Raw genomic sequence first — 19,016 nt, forward strand, 5'->3', positions numbered from 1 at the left:
CGCCACGGCGGTGGTGGCCGTGAGCCGCCACGCCGCCGCGACTCTCCTGACGGTCGGACTCCTCGTGATTGCCGGCTGTAGCGCCCCGAGTGCGAACCCCTCGCCGAGCGCGGGAGCGGGACCGGCGTCGCCGACCGCCACGCCGACCGAATCGCCCGCCGTGACTGCCACCCCCACCGACGCGCCGACGGCGACCCCCACGCCCACGCCGGACGGCGGTGTGACGGTGTACGGCAACCTCTCCGTGAACGCGACGCTGGTCTGGGAGCGCGTCGCGTCCTCGCTGGGCGGCGAGTACGAGCCGCCGATCGTCTCGGTCCGGGAGACGTCGCTGCCGGCACAGGCCGGCTCGTTCGCCACGCAGTTGGGTCTCGACGCGGGGCTGGAAAGCTTCGACGACGGCCGGGTCCGGGCGAGCTACTCGCGCCGGACCGGCAGGGTTCGGATCTCGCCGCGCAACGGCTCGACGGCACAGGTGACCCGCATCCTCGCCCACGAGTACGTTCACGCCGTCCAGTTCCAGCGCGCCTCGGAGAACCGAACGACGTTCCTCGACCGGGTCACCGAACGCGACTCGTTCGGCATCCGGCGCGCGCTGATCGAGGGGAGCGCCGTCTACGTCGAGGACGCGTACACCCGGCGGTTCCTCGGCTTCTCGGCGATCGAGCGGCGCTGTGCGGAGTACCGGAACGGGACGGCCTACGAGCGGTACGCGGGGCAGGCGTACTGCTTCGGCGGGCGGTACTTCGCGACGCAGCTTGATTCCCCGAGCGAACTGCTGTCGTCGAACGTCACGCTACCGAACACGACCGAGCAGCTACTCCACCCCGGGACGAGCGACCCACCAGCGAACCTCACCGTCGTCGACGAGACACCAGCCGACTGGTCCACGCCCGCGTCGTACCCGCGCCGGGGCGAACTGTTCGTCCGGACGGTGGTAGGCACCGAACTCCCCGAGGACCGGGCGGCCGAGGCTGCGGCCGGCTGGGGGAACGACCGAGTCGTCCGCGTGAGCCGTGAGACGGAGGGGTACGTCTGGGTGCTACGGTGGGATACGGCGGCCGACGCAACGGAGTTCGAGAACGCGTTCGCGGACTACCTCGACGCCCGCGGGAACCGAACCGCCGACGGCTGGCGGGTCGACGACGATCGCTACCGGCTCGCGACTGTCGACGATCGGACGGTCGCCGTCGTCACGGGGAATGAGACGTTCGTCGATTCGGTTTCGGTCAGGGGAGAAGGCGGGAACGTGACCGTCTCGGGCGAGTCTTAGAACAGGCTCTCGCTCTCGGCGAGCACCTCGGCGGGACCGCCGACCTCCCAGATCTGCGTCTCGACGCCCGTTTCCGCGACTTTCTCCTCGACCACGTCGGCGTACTCCGCGGTCGTGTTCACGTACACCGACGCGCCGGTGTCCGTCGAGAAGTAGACGGGGACGCCAGTCTCCCGGAGTTCGCGGACGGCGTTGAACACGGCGATCGTCTCGGGCTTCCAGTACACCCAGCCCGCGGGACCGGTCATCGTCGTCGCCGTCAGCGACAGCGAGTCGTGCTCGGCGGTGCCGAAGATGCGGTGGAAGTCGCCCTCACGCAGCGCGTCGCGCATCTCCACGAGCTGGTCCTGCACGTGGGCGAGCCGGGCGTCGAACATGTGGCTCGCTTCGGCCTCACGGTGGGCCTCCTCGGTCTCCTTGTACGCGGGGACGAGCGCGGTGACGATCCGAAGGTCCTCCTCGGGGTCGAACCCGTCCTCGCCTTCCCCCGTGTCGAGCCGGTGGGAGCGGCAGTCCTCGTCGTTCAGCCCCGCCGAGAGGTCGGAGTAGGCGCCCGTGACCGCCCGGGCCGCCGAGGAGGAGCCACGGCGGGCAACCGTCGAGATCTCCGGGCGGGTGAGGTCGAGCCCGGCGGCCTCGGTGGCGGCCGTCGCCAGCGCCGCGAAGCCGGAGGAGGAGGAGCCGAAGCCGACGTTCGAGGGGAAGGAGTTCTCGCTCTCCATCCGGACCCCGTGGTCGAACCCCGCGAGGTCGCGGACGTGATCGAGCACGTGGCGGATGCGTTCGGCGCCCCGGCCGTCGACGGCCTCGCCGTCGATGATGTACGTGTCGTCGCCGGCGTCGGGTAGGAACTCGACGGTCGTGGTGGTGTTCGACGGCGCGGTACAGACGCTGATCGAGTCGTGGTACGGGAGTCGAAGCTCCGTGTCGCGCATCCCGTGGTACTTCACGAGCCCCTGGATCGGGTGGGCCCGCGCGGTGGCCTTGAGCGGCATCTCTGTCGGGATTGCTCGGCGGTCCGGGTTAGACGTGTCGGTGCCGTGCCGCGGGCGTCAGCTCCGGTAGACGTGGTAGCCCGCGCCCCAGACGGCCAGCAGTACGCCGATGACGAGCATCACGCCCGCGATCTCCTCCTCGACGGGCACTTCGAGGTACGCCTGCAGGAGGTTCCCGGCGATCCGCGAGAGCCGCTCGAACGGCGGGAGGTACGTCAGGATGGTCTTGTTCAGAAAGCCGCTGACGACGATACACACGAGGTAGCCGAGCGAGTGAGCGGCGCCCGATTTGGCCGGCATGGGGCGTCCATCGTACTGCCTCCCCAAAAGTGTACGGCAGGCAGCACGACTGGCGCCACGCGGAACTGTGAATAGCCTCCCGGTCCAGCGTCGGTCCATGGTCGACCCACTCGTCGTCGGCGGCGTCGGCGCAACAGTCGTACTGCTCGCGTGCAGCGCCTTCTTCTCCAGCTCCGAGACAGCGATATTCTCGTTGCCGCCCGACCACGACGCGGTCCCGGGCGACGACGACCCGAGCGAACGGACGCTCACCGCGCTCCGGGAGGACCCCCACCGGCTGCTGGTAACGCTGCTGGTCGGGAACAACGTCGTCAACGTCGCGATTTCGAGCATCATCACCGTGCTCGTGGCGCGGAGCCTCCCCCCCGGCCCGGCGGTCGTCGCCGCGACGGTGGTCACGAGTTCGCTCGTGCTCGTATTCGGCGAGATCGTCCCCAAGGCGTACGGACTCGGCAACGCTGCCGAGTGGTCGCTGACGGTCGCCCCTGTCGTCGCGCTGGTCGAGCGAGTGCTCTCGCCGCTGATCTCGCTGTTCGACTGGGTGACCCGCGGGCTGAACCGCGTGATCGAGGGGGAGAGCGACATCGAGCGGCCGTACATCGAGTAGTCGACGCGACGACCGCTACCCGAGCGCGGCGTCGCCCCGCCGAGCGACCAGCAGCCGCACGCCGAGGTACGCACCGACCCCGAGCGCGACGTAGCCCGCGACGACCGCGTACGTCCCCATCGACGCGGAGTCGACTGCCAGCCGCGCGATCGTGTTCGGCGGACTCCCGGGCAGCAGGGATGCGGCACCGAACAGCCCCAGCACCCCCGTCGAGTAGAGGAACTGCGCGGCGCGACGCTCCGGCGAGAGCAGCGCGACCGCGGCACCCAGCGCCGACACCGCGAGCGCGAACGCCGTCGTCAGCAGCAGGAGTGCGGGGAGGTTCGCGACGGGCGTGCCGTTGAACGTGAGCAGCGCCATCCACAGCGCCGCCTGCGCGGGCGCGAGTAACACCGACGCCAGCAGTTTCCCGTCGACGATGCCGGCGGGCGACAGCGGCGACACCCGGAGCAACTCCATCGTCCCGCGGTCGATCTCCTCGGTCAGCGAGTCGACGGTGATCGAGCCGCCGATGAAGGCGGGAAGCAGCAACAGCAACGGCACCAGCACGGTGTAGCTGAAGCCGAAGTAGGGGCTGCTCGCCGGCTCGGGCGGGAGCGAGAGCGGCGCGGTGCCGAGGTACTCGACGCGGCCCGCCCGCTGGTCGCGCTCGAACGCCCGCAGCGCGTCCCGGACCTGCACGACGGTCACGGTCGTCCGGACGTTCTCGTCGGGCACCGTCACCGCCACCTCGATCCGGTTCTCGTCGGTGTGGCTCGCGCGGAACGTCGCGTCGACGGCGCCGCGCCGGAACGCCGCGGCTGCCGCGTCGGGCGAGTCGTACTCGCGGGCGTCGACGCCCGGCTGGTCGTCGAGCGTCGCCAGCAGCTCGTCGGCCGCGTCGCCGGACACCGCGGCGTCGACGCTCACGCCGCCCACGCCGCCGGGCTGGTACATCGAGACGAGCCCGACCACGAGGAACGAGGAGAACGCCGCGACGAACAGCTGGATCAGCAGCGCAAGCACGATCGTCTTCTCGTCGGCCAGCGAGCGGAGCTCCTTCCGGGCGAGCACGGCCCGCGGGTCATGCCAGAGCGCGCGCAGGCGGCTACGGTCGCGCTGCTCGGCGCCGTCGCTTCCGTTCGCCGCGTCGCTGCCGGGTTCGGGGCGAGGCTCAGACAACGGCGCTCACCACCGTGAGGTTGTAGCCGGCGTGCAGCAGCGTCGCCGTCCCGAGCGCGAGGAGGTACGCCCGCCGCCCGCGTGCGGCGCCGGCGGCCGACACCGTCGCGGTGACGGCGTGCAGCAGCAGCGGCGCGAGAAACAGCGCGAGCACGGCGAGGGGACTGCTCGCGACGCCAACGAAGCCGGTCCCGGTCGCGGAGAACGCCGCCCGGCCGAGCGTGAGTTCCGGCAGGCCGACCACCTGCACGACCGCAGTGAGCTTCTCGCCCACGAAGAAGCCCAGCCCGGAGAGGCCGCCGACGAGCAGCGTCACTTTCCCGGTCCGGGCGAACGTCCCGGTCCGGAAGCCGGCGTAGAGATGGGCCGACTTCGCGATCTCCTCGATGCCGGCGATCGCGACCAGCAGCAGCGGGACACTCACCGATATCGGAAGCGCGAACAGCAGCGCGACGACGAGTAGCTCCGCGACGAACACGAACGGGATCGCCAGCGCGGAGAGCGTCGCGGCCGAGCGCGCGCCCGCCAACCGGGCGTCGAGCGCGTCGAGCAGCTTCAGCGGCACCGAGCGCTGGGTGAACATGTCCTCCTCACGGTAGACGCCCAGCCCGAGCAGGAACAGCGTCCCGCCGGCCAGCAGCGGCGGGCCAGTCGAGAACGCGAACTGCGCGGGCGTGACCGCGATCCCCTGCAGGTCCCGGACCACCACCGTCAGCGGCGAGATGAACGCGACCGGCGTGACGTTCGCGAAGATGGCGGGCACGAACGCGTAGGCCGTCAGGAACACCGATAGCGTCACGGTGACGAACGTGAGCTCCTTGAACGACCGGGCGAACATCCCGCCGACGAAGGTGCCCGCGAGGTACAGCACCGCCAGCGGGACCACCGCGAGCACCGAGGCCGCGCCGATCTCGCCGCCGCCGACCGCGAGCGCGACGACGATCGAGAGCGCGACCGACGCGAGCAGGTACGGCAGCGTCTTCCCGGCCACCACGTCGCCGGGTTCGACGGGCACGACCAGCAGGAGTTCGCCCCGGCGACCGATCCGTTCGTCGAGAATCGTGCTCCCGTACGCCTGCGCGACGAAGTTCAGCGGTACGAGAAAGGCGAACGCGAGGATCAGCGACGCGAACGGGAACGGCGGCCGGATGTCCGCGGGCGACCCGCTCGCCGGGTCGGGGAACAGCGCGTCGCCGACGTTCGGGATCGCGAACCCGCCGCCGTCGCTCTCGGCGTCGGCAGGCGTCGCCGTCGCGGTCTCCTGCTCGCCCGTTCCGCCGACGCCCGGCGTGGCGGTCTCGGTTGGTTCAGTGGCGCCGCCAGAGGTCGTGCCCGCCGGCGCAGTCGCCCGGTCGGCGTACTCGAGCGTCACCGCGACGGGGAACGCCGCCGACTCGTTCGGCTCCGCCCGCATCAGGCGCTCGTTCTGACTCCGGATCGCGCTCCGGAGCGCCGCCAGCGCGGCCTCCCCCTTCCCGGAGTCGCGTGCCTCGAACGCGGCCGTGCGGTCCGAGTAGTTGGCGTCGACGATCCGGGCGTCCCACTCGGCGCCCGGCGGAACTGGCTGCAACGAGGAGGCTGCAGCGACCGGTTCGTGGTACGGGCTCTCCTCGTCGACCGCCACGCGGTAGAGGTCCGCGTCGAGCGCGACCCCGCCGGTGGCGGCGGTCGCACCGCCGGCGCCGAGCGCGATGACGACGGCCAACAGTCCGAGCAGTGCCGTCCGCCGGTCCACGGTGCCTACGGAGTGTGCGACTTCCCAGCGCGCGATCCGGACGATCTTGCGGAGGCGTCGGCGCGGGTCCCGGACCCCCCGGTCGTCGTCGCTCACCCTGAGCCCTCGCTTTCCGGTGGTTCGGTTCCCTCGCGCCGCCGGTGCGTGCTGTGCTCGCCGGTGAGTTCGAGGAACACGTCCTCGAGGCTCGGCTCGTCGGTGCGCACGTCGATCACCTCGCCGCCGGCTGCCTGCACTCGCTCGCGGACCGCGTCGGCGGCGTCGAGGCTCTCGACCTCGACGAGGTGGCGGTCACCCGCGGGCTCGCTTTCGGGGAGTGCGACCGTGGCGTACACGCGGTAGGTGGTCCGCCCGTGGGCCTCCCGGATCTCCTCGACGCCCCCGCGGGCGATGATCGACCCCTCGTTCATCACGATCACGCGGTCGCAGAGGTCGGCGACGTGGTAGAGGTTGTGCGCGCTGAACACCACGGTCTTCCCGTCGTCGGCCAACTCCCGGACGAACTGGAGCACCTCGTGGGTCGTCAGCGGGTCGAGCCCGGAGGCGGGTTCGTCGTACACCAGCACGTCGGGGTCGTTCACCAGCGAGCGCGCGATCGCGACTTTCCGCTTCATCCCCTTCGACACGTCGCCGAGCCGGCGATCGCGGTGTTCGAGGTCGAGGCGGTCGAGCGTGGACTCGATGCGGTGTTCCGCGACGTCGCCGGGCACGTCGTAGAGGTCCGCGAAGAAGGAGAGGTACGACCGGGCGGTCATGTTCTCGTACAGCGGCGACTCCTCGGGGAGAAAGCCGAGCGCCCGGCGCATCTCGGGGTCGTCCACGTCGTAGCCCGCGACGGTGGCCTCGCCGGCGGTCGGTTCGACCAGCCCGGCGAGCATCTTCAGCGTCGTCGTCTTGCCGGCGCCGTTGGGACCGACGATGCCGAAGATCTCGCCGGCGTCGGCCGCGAACTCGCTGCCGGCGACGGCGACGAACTCGCCGTACCGCTTCTCGAGCCCGTCGGCACGGATCATGGGCCGAACTGCTCCGTCGTTCCGGAAAAAGATCGGGGCCCGGCTATCGTTCGCGAGACTGCGGTCTCCGGGCTCTCGAAGAAACGAAGCGAGAAACGGCGTCGTCTCGCTCGGTCGGGTATCCCGCGTGAGCGGGCCGTTACGGTCGGATCAGAACAGGCCGACGTTGAGCGCGAGCGGCCAGTCGGCGCCGCCGAGCGCGAGGAAGCCGAGCGAGGCCCCCAGCAGCGCGGCGTTCTTCAGGAAGTGGGTCATCTCGCCCTGCGTGTCCTCGGCGTTCCAGAAGTCGTGGATCGTCGGCGTCGCGACGACGAAGAACGTCGCGAGCGCGCCCGCCGCGAGGACGGGGTAGGCGCCGGCGGCGATGCCGAGGCCGCCGAGGATCAGCATCAGCCCGGAGGCGATCACGCCGAACGCCGGCGCGGGGATGTTCTTCGCGCCGGCGTACCCCGTCATCGTCTCGAGGTTCATGAAGTGGTTCAGACCCATGAACGCGAGCACGAGACCGAAGACGAGGCGCGCGACGAGGAAGATCGTCCCCGCGGCGCCGTCGAGCGCGGCGGCCTGCAGCAGGCTCATCGGTCACCCTCCGTCGGTGCGGTCATCGTCGATTCGCTGTGTGAATGTAGTTGCGTCACGTCACCTGCTACGAGCGCGAACCACTTGAGGGCTCGCAAACCCCGTCGTCACCCGGTTACAGCGGTGTTATCGGTCGGTTCGAGCGTCAGCCGTCCGCCGATCGTCACCGCCACGGCACCGAGAGGTGGACGTGGAACAGGCGCTCGCAGTCGGTCTCCCCACAGACGGGACACGTCGACGGCTCCGAGTCCGGCGAGTCGTCGACGAGATCAGGCTCCGCGGCACTCGTACCGGCCACCCCGGCAGCGGCGACGACGCGGCTGCCCGCCTCCCGGAGCGCGTAGCCGCCGTCGACCTCGCGGACGAAGTACTCCCGGAGCTTCGAGAGGTGGTAGTTGAACCGCCCGGGGTCGCGAACGTCCGCGCGTCGCCGGAGTTCGGAGAACGGCAGCGGCTCGTCGGCCGCCGCGAGCGCCCGGAGGATCGCGATCCGCGTCTCGTCGCCCAGCACCGCCAGCGCGTCGGTCGGATCCGCTTCCTGCACGCGCTGCCCTACCGGCTGATCGGGCTTCAAACTACGGCCGACGTATCAGCCAGCGTACTGAACTGCGGTTCTCCGAGCGTTCACTATCCCGGTGGCCGACACCTCGGCCGTGTCCCTCCACGACGCGCTGCGGCGGCAGTTCTCGATCCCGGCGAACCGCTCGTTCCGGCGGCTGCTGGCGGGCAGGGCGACGAGCTTCCTCGGCGACGGCCTGTTCACCGTCGCCGTGATGTGGCTCGTGTTCGAACTGACTGGGTCGACGACGTACACCGGGCTCGCCGGCTTCCTGCTCCGGGCGCCGAACGCGCTGAAGCTGTTCGCCGGGCCGCTGGTCGACCGCTCGCGGCTGGGCCGGGTGCTCGTCGGCTCCGAACTGCTCGGCGCGGCGCTGGCGCTGCTCGTCCCGCTGGCGGCGGTCCTCGGCGAACTCTCGGTCTGGGTCGTCCTCGGCGTGCTCCCGTTCATGGCGCTGACCGAACTGTTCGCCGCGCCCGCCCAGACCGCCGCGCTTCCCCGGATCGTCGACCGGGAGTCGCTGGTCCGCGCCAACAGCGCGTTCTCCGTCGTCACGAGCGGGGTCGACGCCGGCGCGCAGGCGCTGGGCGGCGCGCTCGTCGCCGCGGTCGGCGCGGTCGCGCTGTACGCCGTCGACGCCGCCACCTACGCCGTCGCCGCCGTGGTGTTCCTCGGCGTGTCGATCCCGGCCGCCGAGGGGTCTGACGACGAGTCGGACCCGCTCGATCTCGCGACCTACCGCCGCGAACTCCGGGAGGGGATCGCCGTCCTCACGGGCTCGGTGCTGGGAGTGATGCTGCTCGCGAGCCTGCTCGCGAACTTCCTCACGAGCGCGGCGTTCGCGGTGCTCCCCGCGTACGCCGCGTCGATTTCGGGCGCGGCAGGCTACGGCCTCCTGCTCGGCGCGACGACGGCCGGCGTCATCGTCGGCTCCCTGCTCGCGCCCGTCGTCGAGGACCGCCCGCTGGGGGTGACAAACGCGGTCGGCCTCTCCCTCGCTGGCGGGCTCTGGATCGCCGGTGTCGAACTGGGCGGCGTCGCCGTGACCGCGGCGCTGTTCGCGGCGTCGCGCGTCCCGATCGGCGTCTACAACGTCGGCGTGCAGGCGACGGTGCAGACCGGCGTACCGGACGACCGGCTCGGACGGGTGACCGCGACGGTCAGCAGCCTGAGCAACGTCGTCGGCCCGCTCGGACTCCTACTCGGCGGCGTCGTCGGCGACGCGGTGGGCGCGACCGCGGTGCTGCTCGGCGGCGGCGTCGGCATCGCCGCGACCGGGCTGCTCTGGGGAGCGCTCCCCTCGCTCCGCCGCTTCGGCGCGCCGACGACGGTTCGGCCGGGGGCGTTCGGCTGACCGGTCCGGAACGACGGCGAACCCCGACGCTTAAACCGGGTGACCCGCTACGGTGCCGCCAATGAAGTTCTGCGACGAGTGCGGTTCGATGATGAAAGCCGAGGGCGACGAGTGGGTGTGTGGCAGCTGTGGCGCCACCGAAGCCCGGAACGAGGCCGAGGAGTCCGGGATGACCACACAGCAGGATCAGGAGGAGAGCGACATCGTCGACATGTCCGACGTCGACGAGGAGGCGCTGGGGCCGACGACGGAGATCCGCTGCCCCGAGTGCGGCCACGACCGCGCGAGCTACGAGATGAAGCAGATCCGCGCGGCCGACGAGTCCGAGACGCGCTTCTTCACCTGTACGGAGTGCGGCCACAAGTGGCGCGAGGACGACCACTAAAGCCGACCGAGAACCGTTTTCGGAAACAGCGAGCCGCGTCTCGCTAACTACTCCTTCCGAGCAAAAGTGAGATAGCCGGTGTGCCCGACGCCGGCCGTCGACGGCCGCGTGCCGCGGTCGCCCACGTCCATCCGGCGCTGGATCGTCTCGAACGTCCGGATGTCCGTGAGGCCGCCGCGGGCCGCCTCGACGGTCTCGCGGACCGACTCCACGAACGGCGAGTACACCGCGACGAACCCCCCGGCCGTCAGGAGTTCGGGCGCGCGCTCGACCACGTCCGGCGAGTCGCCAGTGTCGAGCGTGAGCACGTCGAACGGTCCCTCCGCGACCAGTTCGTCGAGGTGCTCGGTCACGTCGCCGGCCCGCACGTCGACGCGGTCGGCGACGCCGCCAAGTTCCATGTTCTCGCGGGCGACCTCGGCGAACTCCGGGTCGGTCTCGTACGTCGTCACGTCGGCGCCGGCGCGGGCGAGGTAGGCGGCGAGCACGCCCGTCCCGGTGCCGGCGTCGAGCACGCGGTCGCCGCCGCCGGCGCCGGTGTGGCCCATCACCAGCCCCGCGTCGCGGGGCATCATCGGCGCGCCGGTACGCTCGAAGTGCTCGAACAGGTCCGGCCCGCGGAGCTCCCGGACCGTGAACGGCTCGCCCAGGTGGGTTTCGAGTTCGTCGCCGTGTTCGACGTCCTCGGGCACGTCGAGCACGCCGAGATCGGTCTGGAGCTCCTCGCCGGGACGGCGTACGTACTCGCGGTCCCCGTGAACAAGCAGAAAGGCGCCCACAGGACTACTCCAGCTGATCGACGGCCGCGGCGAGGTCGCCGTCGTTCTCCGCCAGAACCTCACGCGCGGTGGACTCCGTGACGCCCGCTCGCTGGGCGACGATCTCCACGTCGGCGTCGGGAATCCCGCCGTCGTCGGTGGACTCCTCCTCGCCGCTCTCGATCGCCTCGGCGTCGCCGGCGCCCGTCTCGCGGACGTTTGGCTCGCCGACGATCTGGTAGGTCTCCTGCCCCTGCGCGTCCATCTTGGTGACCTGTGCCCCGTCGAAGTAGAGCTCCTCGTCACCCGTCCGGATGATCACTTCCTCGGCGTCGAGCTCCTCGACGTCGATCCCCATCTGCTTCATCATCTGCTGCATCTTGCGCGGGTTGAGTCCGCCGCCTCCAAACATGGTCGTGAGTCGGTGGGGCGGCGTCAAAAGCGTGGCGAAGCCCCCGCTATCCCCGATAGCGTCGCACTCCGCCGAAGCAGGCTTTAGGTTCCCGCCGATCCTCGGAGGAGTATGTACCTCGCCGAGCAGACGTGGCCCGACCTCGCGACGGCCGAGGCCGGCCCCGTGGCGTTCGTCCCGCTGGGTTCGACCGAACAGCACGGTCCCCACCTCCCGCTCTCGACCGATCACGTCATTGCGGAGGGGCTGGCCCGCGCGGCCGCCGACAGGACCGGCTTCCTCTGCACGCCGACCGTCAACGTCGGCGTCAGCGACCACCACCGACAGTTCCACGGCACGATGTGGGTCTCGCCCTCGTCGTTCCGAGACTACGTCGAGGACCTCACCCGGAACCTCGCGTACCACGGGATCGACCGCGTGGTGTTCGTGAACGCCCACGGCGGGAACGAACAGCACCTGCAGGAGGTCGGCCGCCGCGTGCGCGCCGACGAGACGGCGTTCGCGACGCCGTGGATGTGGGACGAGTCGATCCCCGACCTCGTGAACGAGGTGTTCGAGACCAACGGTCCCCACGCCGGCCCGAAGGAGACCTCGATGCTGCTCCACCTCGCTCCGGAGACGGTGAAGGAAGGGGAGTTCGAGAACGCCCGCGACGGCGGACTGCAGGACCTCGCGAGCGCCGGTCACAGCCGACACGGCGCCCGCGTCCACTACGACACGATCGATAACTCCGCGAACGGCGCGTTCGGCGATCCGACCGACGCCAGCGCAGAGAAAGGTGAACGGATCTTCGAGGCGGCATGCGACGAACTGATCCAGTTGGCCGAGTGGCTCGCCAACCAACGGTTTTCCGACCTGATGCCCCGCGAGCACGTCGACGCCGGGAGCGCGACGGAACTCTAACGCTCGGCGACCCGCGTACTCAGACAGAGCCCCGAGCCGACCGGGAGGACGAACGACTCGAACGCCGGATCGGCGCGGACGTGTTCGACGTAGTTCGCGATCCCCTCGGTGCCGTCGCTGGCGTCCTCCGGCAGCGGTTCGTCGTCGGCGAAATAGGCCGTCAGCGCGTCGAGATCGATCGGCCCGCGGGTCATGTTGTCCGCGACGATCACGCCGCCCTCGGGGACTTTCTCCCGCGCCTTGTCGAACCCCTTCGCGTAGCGCGGCTTGTCGTGGTCGATCAGCACCACGTCGAACGGGCCGTCGTAGGCGTCGACGGTCTCCAGCGCGTCGCCGTGCTCGAACTGCGCGCGGTCGGCGTCGCCGGCGCGGTCGAGGAACGTCCGGGCCATGTCGAGTTCGTCCTCGTCGATCTCCGTGAGCACCACCTCGTCGGCGCCGCCGTCGAGGAACCACGAGGCGCTGTAGCCGTAGCCCGAGCCGAACTCGAACACGCGCTCGGCGTCGGTCAGGCGTGCGAGCATGCGCAGGACTGCGCCCGCGTCGGGACCGATGATCGGGAACCCGTTCTCGTCGGCGTAGTCGGCCATCTCCGACTGGATTTCGCTGTGGCTCGCGCCCGTGGCACGAATGTATCGTTCGACGGTCTCCAGATCCATGCGCGTCGGTTCGACGGCTGAGAAGTAAGCGTTTGGTCCGGCGAACTCGGCTGCGGCGTCGGCGCGAACCGGCTGCGGTGCCCCGATCAGACCAGCGGTCGGGCGAGGAAGCCGCCGAGCAGCAGCAGCACGACCGAGAACGTCGCCGCCAGCCGGATCAACGTCTGGTTCTCGCGACCGGCGGTCTGGATCTTCCCGTCGCCGAGGGAGTCCTGAATCCGGCCGATGGAGGCTTCGAGCAGCCCGGTGACCACCAGCCAGAGCGCGAGCATGCCGAGCACTGCGTGGCCCGTGCTGGTGCTGAACAGCGCGCCGTCGGGGTAGCCCGTCGCTGCCATGTGGCCGCCGGTGACGACGAACACGACAGCACCGATCCGGGTCAGCCAGCGCAGCCCGGTCGTGATCGACATCGCCGAGGTGGCGCCGATGTCGCCGTCGGAGAGCAGCGGGTGGATCCGCCACGCGTAGAACACGGTCGTTCCGGCCCAGATCCCGGCGAACAGCACGTGCAGCATACTGAACGCGGTGTCGATGATTGCCATGTGCGTCCCCTGTACCCGGTCGCCGATAAAGCCGGGTGACTCCGGAGCCTCAGACCGGCCGCGGAGGCCGCCGCAGTCTCCCCATCCTTAAGTCCGAACCGTCCCCAGTTCGGAGCATGTTCGACGACGAGGACCTCGCGGAGATCCGCGAGGGGAAGGAGTCCTGGGAGGCGGAGACCTACGGCCCGACCGTCGAGCGCTTCGGCGAGCGCAAGGAGGAGTTCACCACCGACACCGGCGGCCAGGAGGTCAAGCCGCTGTACACGCCCGACGACATCGCCGACAAGGACTACGAGGCGGAGATCGGCTTCCCGGGCGAGGAGCCGTACACCCGCGGGGTCTACTCGACGATGCACCGCGGCCGGCTCTGGACGATGCGGCAGTACGCCGGGATGGGGACCGCCTCCGAGACCAACGAGCGGTTCCACTATCTGCTCGATCAGGGCCAGACCGGGCTCTCGATGGCGTTCGACCTGCCGACGCAGATGGGCCACGACTCCGACGCCGACATGGCCCAAGGCGAGGTCGGGCGCTCGGGGGTCGCCATCGACTCCATCGAGGACATGAAGACGGTGTTCGACGGCATCCCGCTGGACGAGGTGTCCACGTCGATGACGATCAACGCCCCCGCGAGCGTGCTGCTCGCGCTGTACATCGCCGTCGGCGACGAGCAGGGCGTCGACCGCGAGGAACTCCGCGGGACGATCCAGAACGACATCCTGAAAGAGTACGCCGCGCGGAACACGTACATCTACCCGCCGGAGTCGTCGATGCGGCTGATCACGGACATCTTCGAGTTCTGCGCCGAGGAGACGCCGAAGTTCAACACCATCTCCATCTCGGGCTACCACATCCGCGAGGCCGGCTCCACCGCGGCGCAGGAGGTCGCGTTCACGCTCGGCAACGGGATCGAGTACGTCGAGGCGGCCATCGACGCCGGCCTCGACGTCGACGAGTTCGCCCCCCAGCTCAGCTTCTTCTTCAACGCCCACAACAACATCTTCGAGGAGGCCGCGAAGTTCCGTGCGGCTCGGCGGATGTGGGCCCAGATCATGGAGGAGCGCTTCGACGCGGAGAACCCCAAGTCGAAGCAGCTGAAGTTCCACACCCAGACCGGCGGCTCGACGCTGACCGCCCAGCAGATCGAGAACAACGTCGTCCGCGTCTCCTATCAGGCGCTCGCGGCGGTCCTCGGCGGCACGCAGAGCCTCCACACCAACGGGAAGGACGAGGCGCTCGCGCTGCCGACGGAGGAGTCAGTCCGCACCGCACTCCGGACCCAGCAGATCCTCGCCCACGAGTCCGGCGCCGCCGACACGATCGACCCGCTGGCGGGCAGCTACTACGTCGAGAGCCTCACCGACGACATCGAGGAGGAGGCGTTCGAGATCATGGACGAGGTCGACGAGCGCGGCGGGATGCGCGGCGCGATCGAGGAGCAGTGGGTCCAGCGGCAGATCCAGGAGGTCGCCTTCGACCGGCAGGAGGAGATCGAGGAGGGCGAGCGCATCATCGTCGGCGTCAACGAGTTCGAGGTCGAGGACGCCGAGCCGGAGATGGATCTGGAGTCGGTCGACGAGGAGGACGAGCGGCGACAGATCGAGCAGTTGGAGGACCTGCGCGAGCGGCGCGACGACGACGCCGTCGAGGCGGCACTGGACGACCTCGCGGCGGCTGCCGAGGGCGAGGAGAACGTGATGCCGTACATCATCGACGCCGTGAAAGCGAAGGCGACGGTGGGCGAGGTCTGTAACGTGTTCCGCGACGTGTTCGGCGAGTACCAGCAGGGCGTCTCGGTCTGAGCGCCGTTCGGAGAAGGGGGAGTTGGGTGGGGAGCGGCGGACGATCGGTCTACGCCGACCGCCCGCCTCGTTCGGGGGCTGCCTTCGTCAGCGGGGATCCGCTGACGGTCACTCGTAGGGGCGATGAATATTTGACAGTAACGGAGGGTACGATACGCGTTTTACCGACCCAGCTCCAGTCGGGCGGTTTCCGAGGCGGGCTACTCCAGTTTGACTGCTGTCCCGTAGGCCAGCATCTCCGCGCCGGTGCCGGCGATCTCGGAGGTCTCGAAGCGCATACACACCACGGCGTCGGCGCCCATCTCCTCGGCTTTCTCCAGCATCCGTTCCTCGGCCTGCTCGCGGGAGTCCGACAGCAGTTCCGTGTACGCCTTCATCTCGCCGCCGATCAGGTTCCGCAGGCTCTGGGTGAAGTCCCGGCCGACGTTCCGCGCCCGGACGGTGTTCCCCCGGACGGTGCCCAGCGTCTCCGCGATCTCCTCGCCCGCGATCGTCTCGGTGGTGGAGGTCTGCATGGCCGGGCGTGTGTCCGACTGGCTCATAATCGTGTCGCCGGCCCCGCCACGCGCGCTGCCCGGAAGACCCACGCTTTTGCCCGCCGCGACCGCACCCCCGTCTATGGAGTTCGACCACGCCGGCGTCGCGACCGACGACGCCGCCGAGACTGCCGCGCTGTTCGCCGACCTACTGGATGCCGAGCGCGTCCACGAGGAGACCGACGAGGACCGCGGGATGCGCTTCGTCTTCCTCGATCTGGGCAACGGCTACGTCGAGGTGATCGAACCGCTCGACGACACGAGCACCCTCGCCGACTACGTCGCCGAGGACGGCCCGGGCCTCCACCACGTCGCGTTCGCGACCGACGACGCGGCCGCGGCGCTCGATCACGCCCGCGACCTCGGCGTCGAGACCATCGACGACGAGCCGCGGCCGGGCGCGTGGGGCCACGACATCGCGTTCCTCCACCCGCGGGACACCGCAGGGGTGCTGGTGGAGTTCGTGGAGCACTGAGCCGGGTCGTGGTATATACCCTCACATAATCCTCGGTGGTGTATATATCCGACGAGCTATCGAGCGATTTATGCAGGACCGTTCAGCACGTCGACCCGCATGCAACGACGGGCACTCCTGAAGACGGCGGCGGCCGGTGCACTGCTCGGGAGCGTCGGCGTGAGCACGAGTACGAGCGCGCTCGCGGCGACGGGCACGATCGACTCGCTGGTGTTCGACTCCACCGCGAGCCAACTGAACGCGGAGAAGGAGCCGTTGACCGACGACTCGCTGGTGGCGGTCTGGGCGGCCGAGACGGCGACGACCGTCGACGAGGACGGGAACGACGACGCGGTCATCTACCCGGAGGACGCGTCGATCCCGCTGGTGACGAGCGACGACGGCGTCGTCGGCTTCGGCGCGCCGATCGTCCAGAACGGCACCGACTTCGGCTTCGGCAACGAGGAGTTCGTCCTGAACGTCCTCGACGCCGAGGCCGACGGGTCGGCGGTGGCGTTCGACGACGGCCACGGCCAGTTCTACGACAGCGATAGCTTCTCGCAGTTCCTCAACTACGCCGAGGCGAACGGCTACGAGACCAGCGCGACCACGGATCTCGCGGGTGCGCTGCCCGACGCCGACGCGGCGATCGTCACCTCGCCGGCGACGGCGTTCACCGACGACGAACTCGATGCGCTCGCGACGTTCGTCGACGGCGGCGGCGCGCTCCTGCTGTTCGACCAGTCCGACTACGGCGACTACGACGCGACGGCCAACCTCAACGAGATCGCCGACGCGATCGGTCTCGGCTTCCGGTTCAACGACGATCAGGTCATCGACGAGGGGAGCAACGACGGGATCGGGTTCGTCCCGACGACCGATCGCTTCGACGCCGAGACGTTCGACTACTTCGCCGACCGGCCGGGAATCGCCCCGCCGGAGCTGGAGAAGGGCGAGCAGTACGAGGTGGACGTCATCTCGGTCACCGACGGCGACACCGCCGACGTGCGGTTCTCCAACGGCTGGGTCGACACGGTCCGCATCCTCGGGCTCGACACCCCCGAGACCGGCGAGACTGAGGAGAACCTCGACGAGTGGGAGGGACTCGAAGACGAGTCCTACCTCAAGGATCGGGGCGACGACGCCGCCGCGTTCGCCGACGACCTGCTCGGCGACGAGACCGTCTCGATCCGCTTCGACGACGAGGAGCCGCTGCGTGGGGACTTCGGTCGGCTGCTCGCGTACATCGACGTGGACCGCGACGGCGACGGCACCTACGAGTACCCCTACAACCGTGCCGCGGTCCGCGAGGGGTACGCCCGCGTCTACGACTCCGGCTTCGGCCAGCACGACAGCTTCCTCGAGGAGGAGTTCGCCGCCCGCGACGAGGGGCTGCGCCTCTGGGCCGAGAGCGACCCCGACGCCTCCGAGACGATCCGGAACGGCGAGGTGACGGAGATTTACGCGCCGTACGCCGCCAGCGTCCGGACGACCGACGGCCAGATCGACGCCAAGCGCGTGCCCGTGGCGGCGTCGCCGACCGCGACCCAGCAGGACGCCGACCTGACGTACGACGGCGACGTGCCGCTCGTGGGGATCGACCAGCACGCCCGCGTCGCGATGGCGGGGTCGACGCTCGTCGACGAGCAGTTCGAGGACTCGGAGTTCCCGGACGACGTGAGCGGGTACGGCAACTACGCGTTCCTCACCAGCCTGCTCGACCGGCTCTCCGACCGCGAGGGCGACGTGCTGATCGACGGCGGCCACGGCCAGTTCGGCGCCGACGGCTCGATCGGGGCGGAGGACGCCGCCCCCTACCTGCGCTACCTCGAAGGCGTCGACCTCGGCTTCGAGCAGGTGAACGACCTCACCGGCGACCTGCTGGAGCGCGGCCGCGCGATCCTGATCTCCGCGCCCGCCGAGTCGTTCGCCGAGGAGGAGATCACCGCGCTGCGTGAGTTCGTCGCCAACGGCGGCGGCGTCGTCCTGCTGGGCGGCGACGTGCCCCCCGAGCACCGCGAGAACCTCGACGCCGTCGCCGAGGGGCTGGCGACGGACCTCCGACTCGGCAGCGGGCGTGTGATCGACGAGTCGTCGAACCTCGCCGACCGTGCGAGCCTCCCGACGACGGCGAACTTCGACGACTGGTACCGCCTGTTCGGTGGCTACGACGCCGACGCGAACTACAAGGGTCCCCGCGGCGGCCCCGGCGTACCGGGCAAGAGCGGCAAGGACCCCGGCAGCGGCAAGGGTAACGGCAAGGGGAAGGGCCACGCCGACTGACCGATCGCGTCGACCTGACTTTTTTGCCGGCGCCGTCGCGTGTCACGCGAACGAACTGTTAAGGCGGCCGGTTCGTAACCCCGGTGTGTGCTTCGAAAGCTCGTTGGCCTCGCCGTCGTCGGAACGCTGCTGTTCGCCGCCGTCGGCGGCGGCTGGCTCGTGGCCGGCGGCCCGCTACAAGGAGAAGCCGCCGCGCCGCTCACCGTCGACACCGCGACCGCCGCCGAGCACGGGTTCGCGGAGCCGCGCGTCGAGACCGTCCAGTTCCAGGAACGCCTGCAGGTCGCCGGCGTCGAGAAGGCGGTCGACCTCTCGGCGTACACGATGACGACGACGAACGAGGAGACGGGTGCGGCGGTGGTGACCGTCAGCCTCCCGGGGTGGACGGTCGGGGGCGTGTCGCTGAACCCGGTGACGTACGCGCCGCTGAAACAGGCCGTGAACCGCGTGCTACCGTACCTGCCGATGGAGACGCCCCCGGTGACGTGGGCGGGCGAGACGACCGTCGATCTCGGGGGTGAGAACGTGACCGCCGGCGAGTACGCCGTCGAGGGGGAGGCCCCCCGGCTCGTCGTCGCGCGGACGACGATGGGCGGCGATACGGTGTTCGCGGTCGGGCTCTACTCGACGGAGGCTCCCGAGAGCCGGGACTCCGTCGACGCACTGTTCGCCGAACTCGATCACGGATGAGCCGCCAACCGCCGGC

The 19,016-nt window shown here is 70.1% G+C and carries 21 protein-coding genes; 9 read left to right on the forward strand and 12 right to left on the reverse strand.

From position 1 onward, the window contains the following. Positions 1-19: 19 nt before the first annotated feature. Positions 20-1,273: a hypothetical protein gene (locus ACYQZ5_RS07110; protein WP_459845621.1), complete on the forward strand. Its 1,254-nt coding sequence runs from the start codon at positions 20-22 to the stop codon at positions 1,271-1,273. On the opposite strand, the gene mvaD is transcribed toward ACYQZ5_RS07110, so the two are convergent. Together mvaD and ACYQZ5_RS07120 are read right to left on the reverse strand one after the other, a co-directional pair. Next, the gene (gene mvaD, locus ACYQZ5_RS07115) at positions 1,270-2,268 is read right to left on the reverse strand and encodes a phosphomevalonate decarboxylase MvaD (protein WP_379732108.1); all 999 of its coding nucleotides are present in this window, start codon (positions 2,266-2,268) and stop codon (positions 1,270-1,272) included. The genes ACYQZ5_RS07110 and mvaD overlap by 4 nt on opposite strands. 57 nt (positions 2,269-2,325) lie before the next feature. Further along, entirely contained in the window at positions 2,326-2,568 is a 243-nt protein-coding gene (locus ACYQZ5_RS07120) for a hypothetical protein (RefSeq protein ID WP_379732107.1), read from the reverse strand. A gap of 97 nt (positions 2,569-2,665) precedes the next feature. Between ACYQZ5_RS07120 and ACYQZ5_RS07125 the strand changes: the two genes are divergently transcribed. Then, positions 2,666-3,175 carry a DUF21 domain-containing protein gene (locus ACYQZ5_RS07125; RefSeq protein WP_379732106.1) on the forward strand — a complete coding sequence of 170 codons (510 nt, stop codon included), beginning with the start codon at positions 2,666-2,668 and terminating at the stop codon, positions 3,173-3,175. A gap of 15 nt (positions 3,176-3,190) precedes the next feature. On the opposite strand, the gene ACYQZ5_RS07130 is transcribed toward ACYQZ5_RS07125, so the two are convergent. From ACYQZ5_RS07130 to ACYQZ5_RS07150, 5 genes are all read right to left on the reverse strand, one after another. Next, positions 3,191-4,258, reverse strand: a complete 1,068-nt coding sequence (locus ACYQZ5_RS07130) for an ABC transporter permease (protein WP_459846602.1) — start codon at positions 4,256-4,258, stop codon at positions 3,191-3,193. Positions 4,259-4,328: 70 nt separating this feature from the next. Beyond that, a complete protein-coding gene (locus ACYQZ5_RS07135) occupies positions 4,329-6,167 on the reverse strand; it encodes an ABC transporter permease (protein WP_459845623.1) in 1,839 nt (612 codons plus the stop codon). Further along, on the reverse strand, positions 6,164-7,084 hold the full coding sequence (locus ACYQZ5_RS07140) for an ABC transporter ATP-binding protein (RefSeq protein ID WP_379732426.1): 921 nt from the start codon (positions 7,082-7,084) through the stop codon (positions 6,164-6,166). The genes ACYQZ5_RS07135 and ACYQZ5_RS07140 overlap by 4 nt, the downstream gene beginning before the upstream one ends. A 150-nt stretch (positions 7,085-7,234) precedes the next feature. Next, the gene (locus ACYQZ5_RS07145) at positions 7,235-7,663 is read right to left on the reverse strand and encodes a DoxX family protein (RefSeq protein WP_379732427.1); all 429 of its coding nucleotides are present in this window, start codon (positions 7,661-7,663) and stop codon (positions 7,235-7,237) included. Positions 7,664-7,826: 163 nt separating this feature from the next. Further along, positions 7,827-8,207: a DUF7347 domain-containing protein gene (locus ACYQZ5_RS07150; RefSeq protein ID WP_459845626.1), complete on the reverse strand. Its 381-nt coding sequence runs from the start codon at positions 8,205-8,207 to the stop codon at positions 7,827-7,829. A gap of 109 nt (positions 8,208-8,316) precedes the next feature. On the opposite strand from ACYQZ5_RS07150, the gene ACYQZ5_RS07155 reads away from it, so the two are divergent. Then, the gene (locus ACYQZ5_RS07155) at positions 8,317-9,576 is read left to right on the forward strand and encodes an MFS transporter (protein ID WP_459845628.1); all 1,260 of its coding nucleotides are present in this window, start codon (positions 8,317-8,319) and stop codon (positions 9,574-9,576) included. A 61-nt stretch (positions 9,577-9,637) separates the two neighbouring features. Further along, a complete protein-coding gene (locus ACYQZ5_RS07160; protein ID WP_379733101.1) occupies positions 9,638-9,961 on the forward strand; it encodes a transcription factor S in 324 nt (107 codons plus the stop codon). Positions 9,962-10,008: 47 nt separating this feature from the next. On the opposite strand, the gene ACYQZ5_RS07165 is transcribed toward ACYQZ5_RS07160, so the two are convergent. Together ACYQZ5_RS07165 and ACYQZ5_RS07170 are read right to left on the reverse strand one after the other, a co-directional pair. Further along, entirely contained in the window at positions 10,009-10,740 is a 732-nt protein-coding gene (locus tag ACYQZ5_RS07165) for a methyltransferase domain-containing protein (RefSeq protein WP_459845630.1), read from the reverse strand. Between the two features lie 4 nt (positions 10,741-10,744). Then, on the reverse strand, positions 10,745-11,131 hold the full coding sequence (locus ACYQZ5_RS07170; protein ID WP_379731096.1) for a nascent polypeptide-associated complex protein: 387 nt from the start codon (positions 11,129-11,131) through the stop codon (positions 10,745-10,747). A 111-nt stretch (positions 11,132-11,242) separates the two neighbouring features. Here ACYQZ5_RS07170 and ACYQZ5_RS07175 point away from each other — a divergent pair, with 111 nt between their 5' ends. Beyond that, positions 11,243-12,034 (forward strand): creatininase family protein, encoded by a 792-nt coding sequence (locus ACYQZ5_RS07175; RefSeq protein ID WP_379731095.1) that lies wholly within the window; start codon positions 11,243-11,245, stop codon positions 12,032-12,034. Here the strand turns inward: ACYQZ5_RS07175 and ACYQZ5_RS07180 are convergent. Next, positions 12,031-12,693, reverse strand: coding sequence for an O-methyltransferase (locus tag ACYQZ5_RS07180; RefSeq protein ID WP_379731094.1), 663 nt, complete (start codon positions 12,691-12,693; stop codon positions 12,031-12,033). The genes ACYQZ5_RS07175 and ACYQZ5_RS07180 overlap by 4 nt on opposite strands. Before the next feature lie 86 nt (positions 12,694-12,779). After that, positions 12,780-13,235 carry a transporter gene (locus ACYQZ5_RS07185; protein WP_379731092.1) on the reverse strand — a complete coding sequence of 152 codons (456 nt, stop codon included), beginning with the start codon at positions 13,233-13,235 and terminating at the stop codon, positions 12,780-12,782. A 116-nt stretch (positions 13,236-13,351) separates the two neighbouring features. Here ACYQZ5_RS07185 and ACYQZ5_RS07190 point away from each other — a divergent pair, with 116 nt between their 5' ends. Next, positions 13,352-15,037, forward strand: coding sequence for an acyl-CoA mutase large subunit family protein (locus ACYQZ5_RS07190; RefSeq protein WP_379731091.1), 1,686 nt, complete (start codon positions 13,352-13,354; stop codon positions 15,035-15,037). 200 nt (positions 15,038-15,237) lie between these two features. Here the strand turns inward: ACYQZ5_RS07190 and ACYQZ5_RS07195 are convergent, their stop codons facing one another. Next, a complete protein-coding gene (locus ACYQZ5_RS07195) occupies positions 15,238-15,552 on the reverse strand; it encodes a YbjQ family protein (RefSeq protein ID WP_379731090.1) in 315 nt (104 codons plus the stop codon). 103 nt (positions 15,553-15,655) lie between these two features. On the opposite strand from ACYQZ5_RS07195, the gene mce reads away from it, so the two are divergent. The 3 genes from mce (at position 15,656) to ACYQZ5_RS07210 (ending at position 19,000) form a co-directional block, all read left to right on the forward strand. Continuing rightward, the gene (mce, locus tag ACYQZ5_RS07200; protein ID WP_379818357.1) at positions 15,656-16,048 is read left to right on the forward strand and encodes a methylmalonyl-CoA epimerase; all 393 of its coding nucleotides are present in this window, start codon (positions 15,656-15,658) and stop codon (positions 16,046-16,048) included. A 99-nt stretch (positions 16,049-16,147) separates the two neighbouring features. Further along, on the forward strand, positions 16,148-18,310 hold the full coding sequence (locus tag ACYQZ5_RS07205) for a DUF4350 domain-containing protein (RefSeq protein ID WP_379731088.1): 2,163 nt from the start codon (positions 16,148-16,150) through the stop codon (positions 18,308-18,310). A gap of 87 nt (positions 18,311-18,397) precedes the next feature. Further along, the gene (locus ACYQZ5_RS07210; protein WP_379731087.1) at positions 18,398-19,000 is read left to right on the forward strand and encodes a DUF6517 family protein; all 603 of its coding nucleotides are present in this window, start codon (positions 18,398-18,400) and stop codon (positions 18,998-19,000) included. The last annotated feature ends 16 nt before the right edge of the window (positions 19,001-19,016 follow it).

Source organism: Halolamina salina (genome assembly GCF_054653455.1).

Bases quoted from the DNA above. Each gene is read 5' to 3' on its own strand.
- mvaD (WP_379732108.1), bottom strand. From the start codon at position 2,268: ATGCCGCTCAAGGCCACCGCGCGGGCCCACCCGATCCAGGGGCTCGTG.
- ACYQZ5_RS07120 (WP_379732107.1), bottom strand. From the start codon at position 2,568: ATGCCGGCCAAATCGGGCGCCGCTCACTCGCTCGGCTACCTCGTGTGT.
- ACYQZ5_RS07125 (WP_379732106.1), top strand. From the start codon at position 2,666: ATGGTCGACCCACTCGTCGTCGGCGGCGTCGGCGCAACAGTCGTACTG.
- ACYQZ5_RS07140 (WP_379732426.1), bottom strand. From the start codon at position 7,084: ATGATCCGTGCCGACGGGCTCGAGAAGCGGTACGGCGAGTTCGTCGCC.
- ACYQZ5_RS07145 (WP_379732427.1), bottom strand. From the start codon at position 7,663: ATGAGCCTGCTGCAGGCCGCCGCGCTCGACGGCGCCGCGGGGACGATC.
- ACYQZ5_RS07160 (WP_379733101.1), top strand. From the start codon at position 9,638: ATGAAGTTCTGCGACGAGTGCGGTTCGATGATGAAAGCCGAGGGCGAC.
- ACYQZ5_RS07170 (WP_379731096.1), bottom strand. From the start codon at position 11,131: ATGTTTGGAGGCGGCGGACTCAACCCGCGCAAGATGCAGCAGATGATG.
- ACYQZ5_RS07175 (WP_379731095.1), top strand. From the start codon at position 11,243: ATGTACCTCGCCGAGCAGACGTGGCCCGACCTCGCGACGGCCGAGGCC.
- ACYQZ5_RS07180 (WP_379731094.1), bottom strand. From the start codon at position 12,693: ATGGATCTGGAGACCGTCGAACGATACATTCGTGCCACGGGCGCGAGC.
- ACYQZ5_RS07185 (WP_379731092.1), bottom strand. From the start codon at position 13,235: ATGGCAATCATCGACACCGCGTTCAGTATGCTGCACGTGCTGTTCGCC.
- ACYQZ5_RS07190 (WP_379731091.1), top strand. From the start codon at position 13,352: ATGTTCGACGACGAGGACCTCGCGGAGATCCGCGAGGGGAAGGAGTCC.
- ACYQZ5_RS07195 (WP_379731090.1), bottom strand. From the start codon at position 15,552: ATGCAGACCTCCACCACCGAGACGATCGCGGGCGAGGAGATCGCGGAG.
- mce (WP_379818357.1), top strand. From the start codon at position 15,656: ATGGAGTTCGACCACGCCGGCGTCGCGACCGACGACGCCGCCGAGACT.
- ACYQZ5_RS07205 (WP_379731088.1), top strand. From the start codon at position 16,148: ATGCAACGACGGGCACTCCTGAAGACGGCGGCGGCCGGTGCACTGCTC.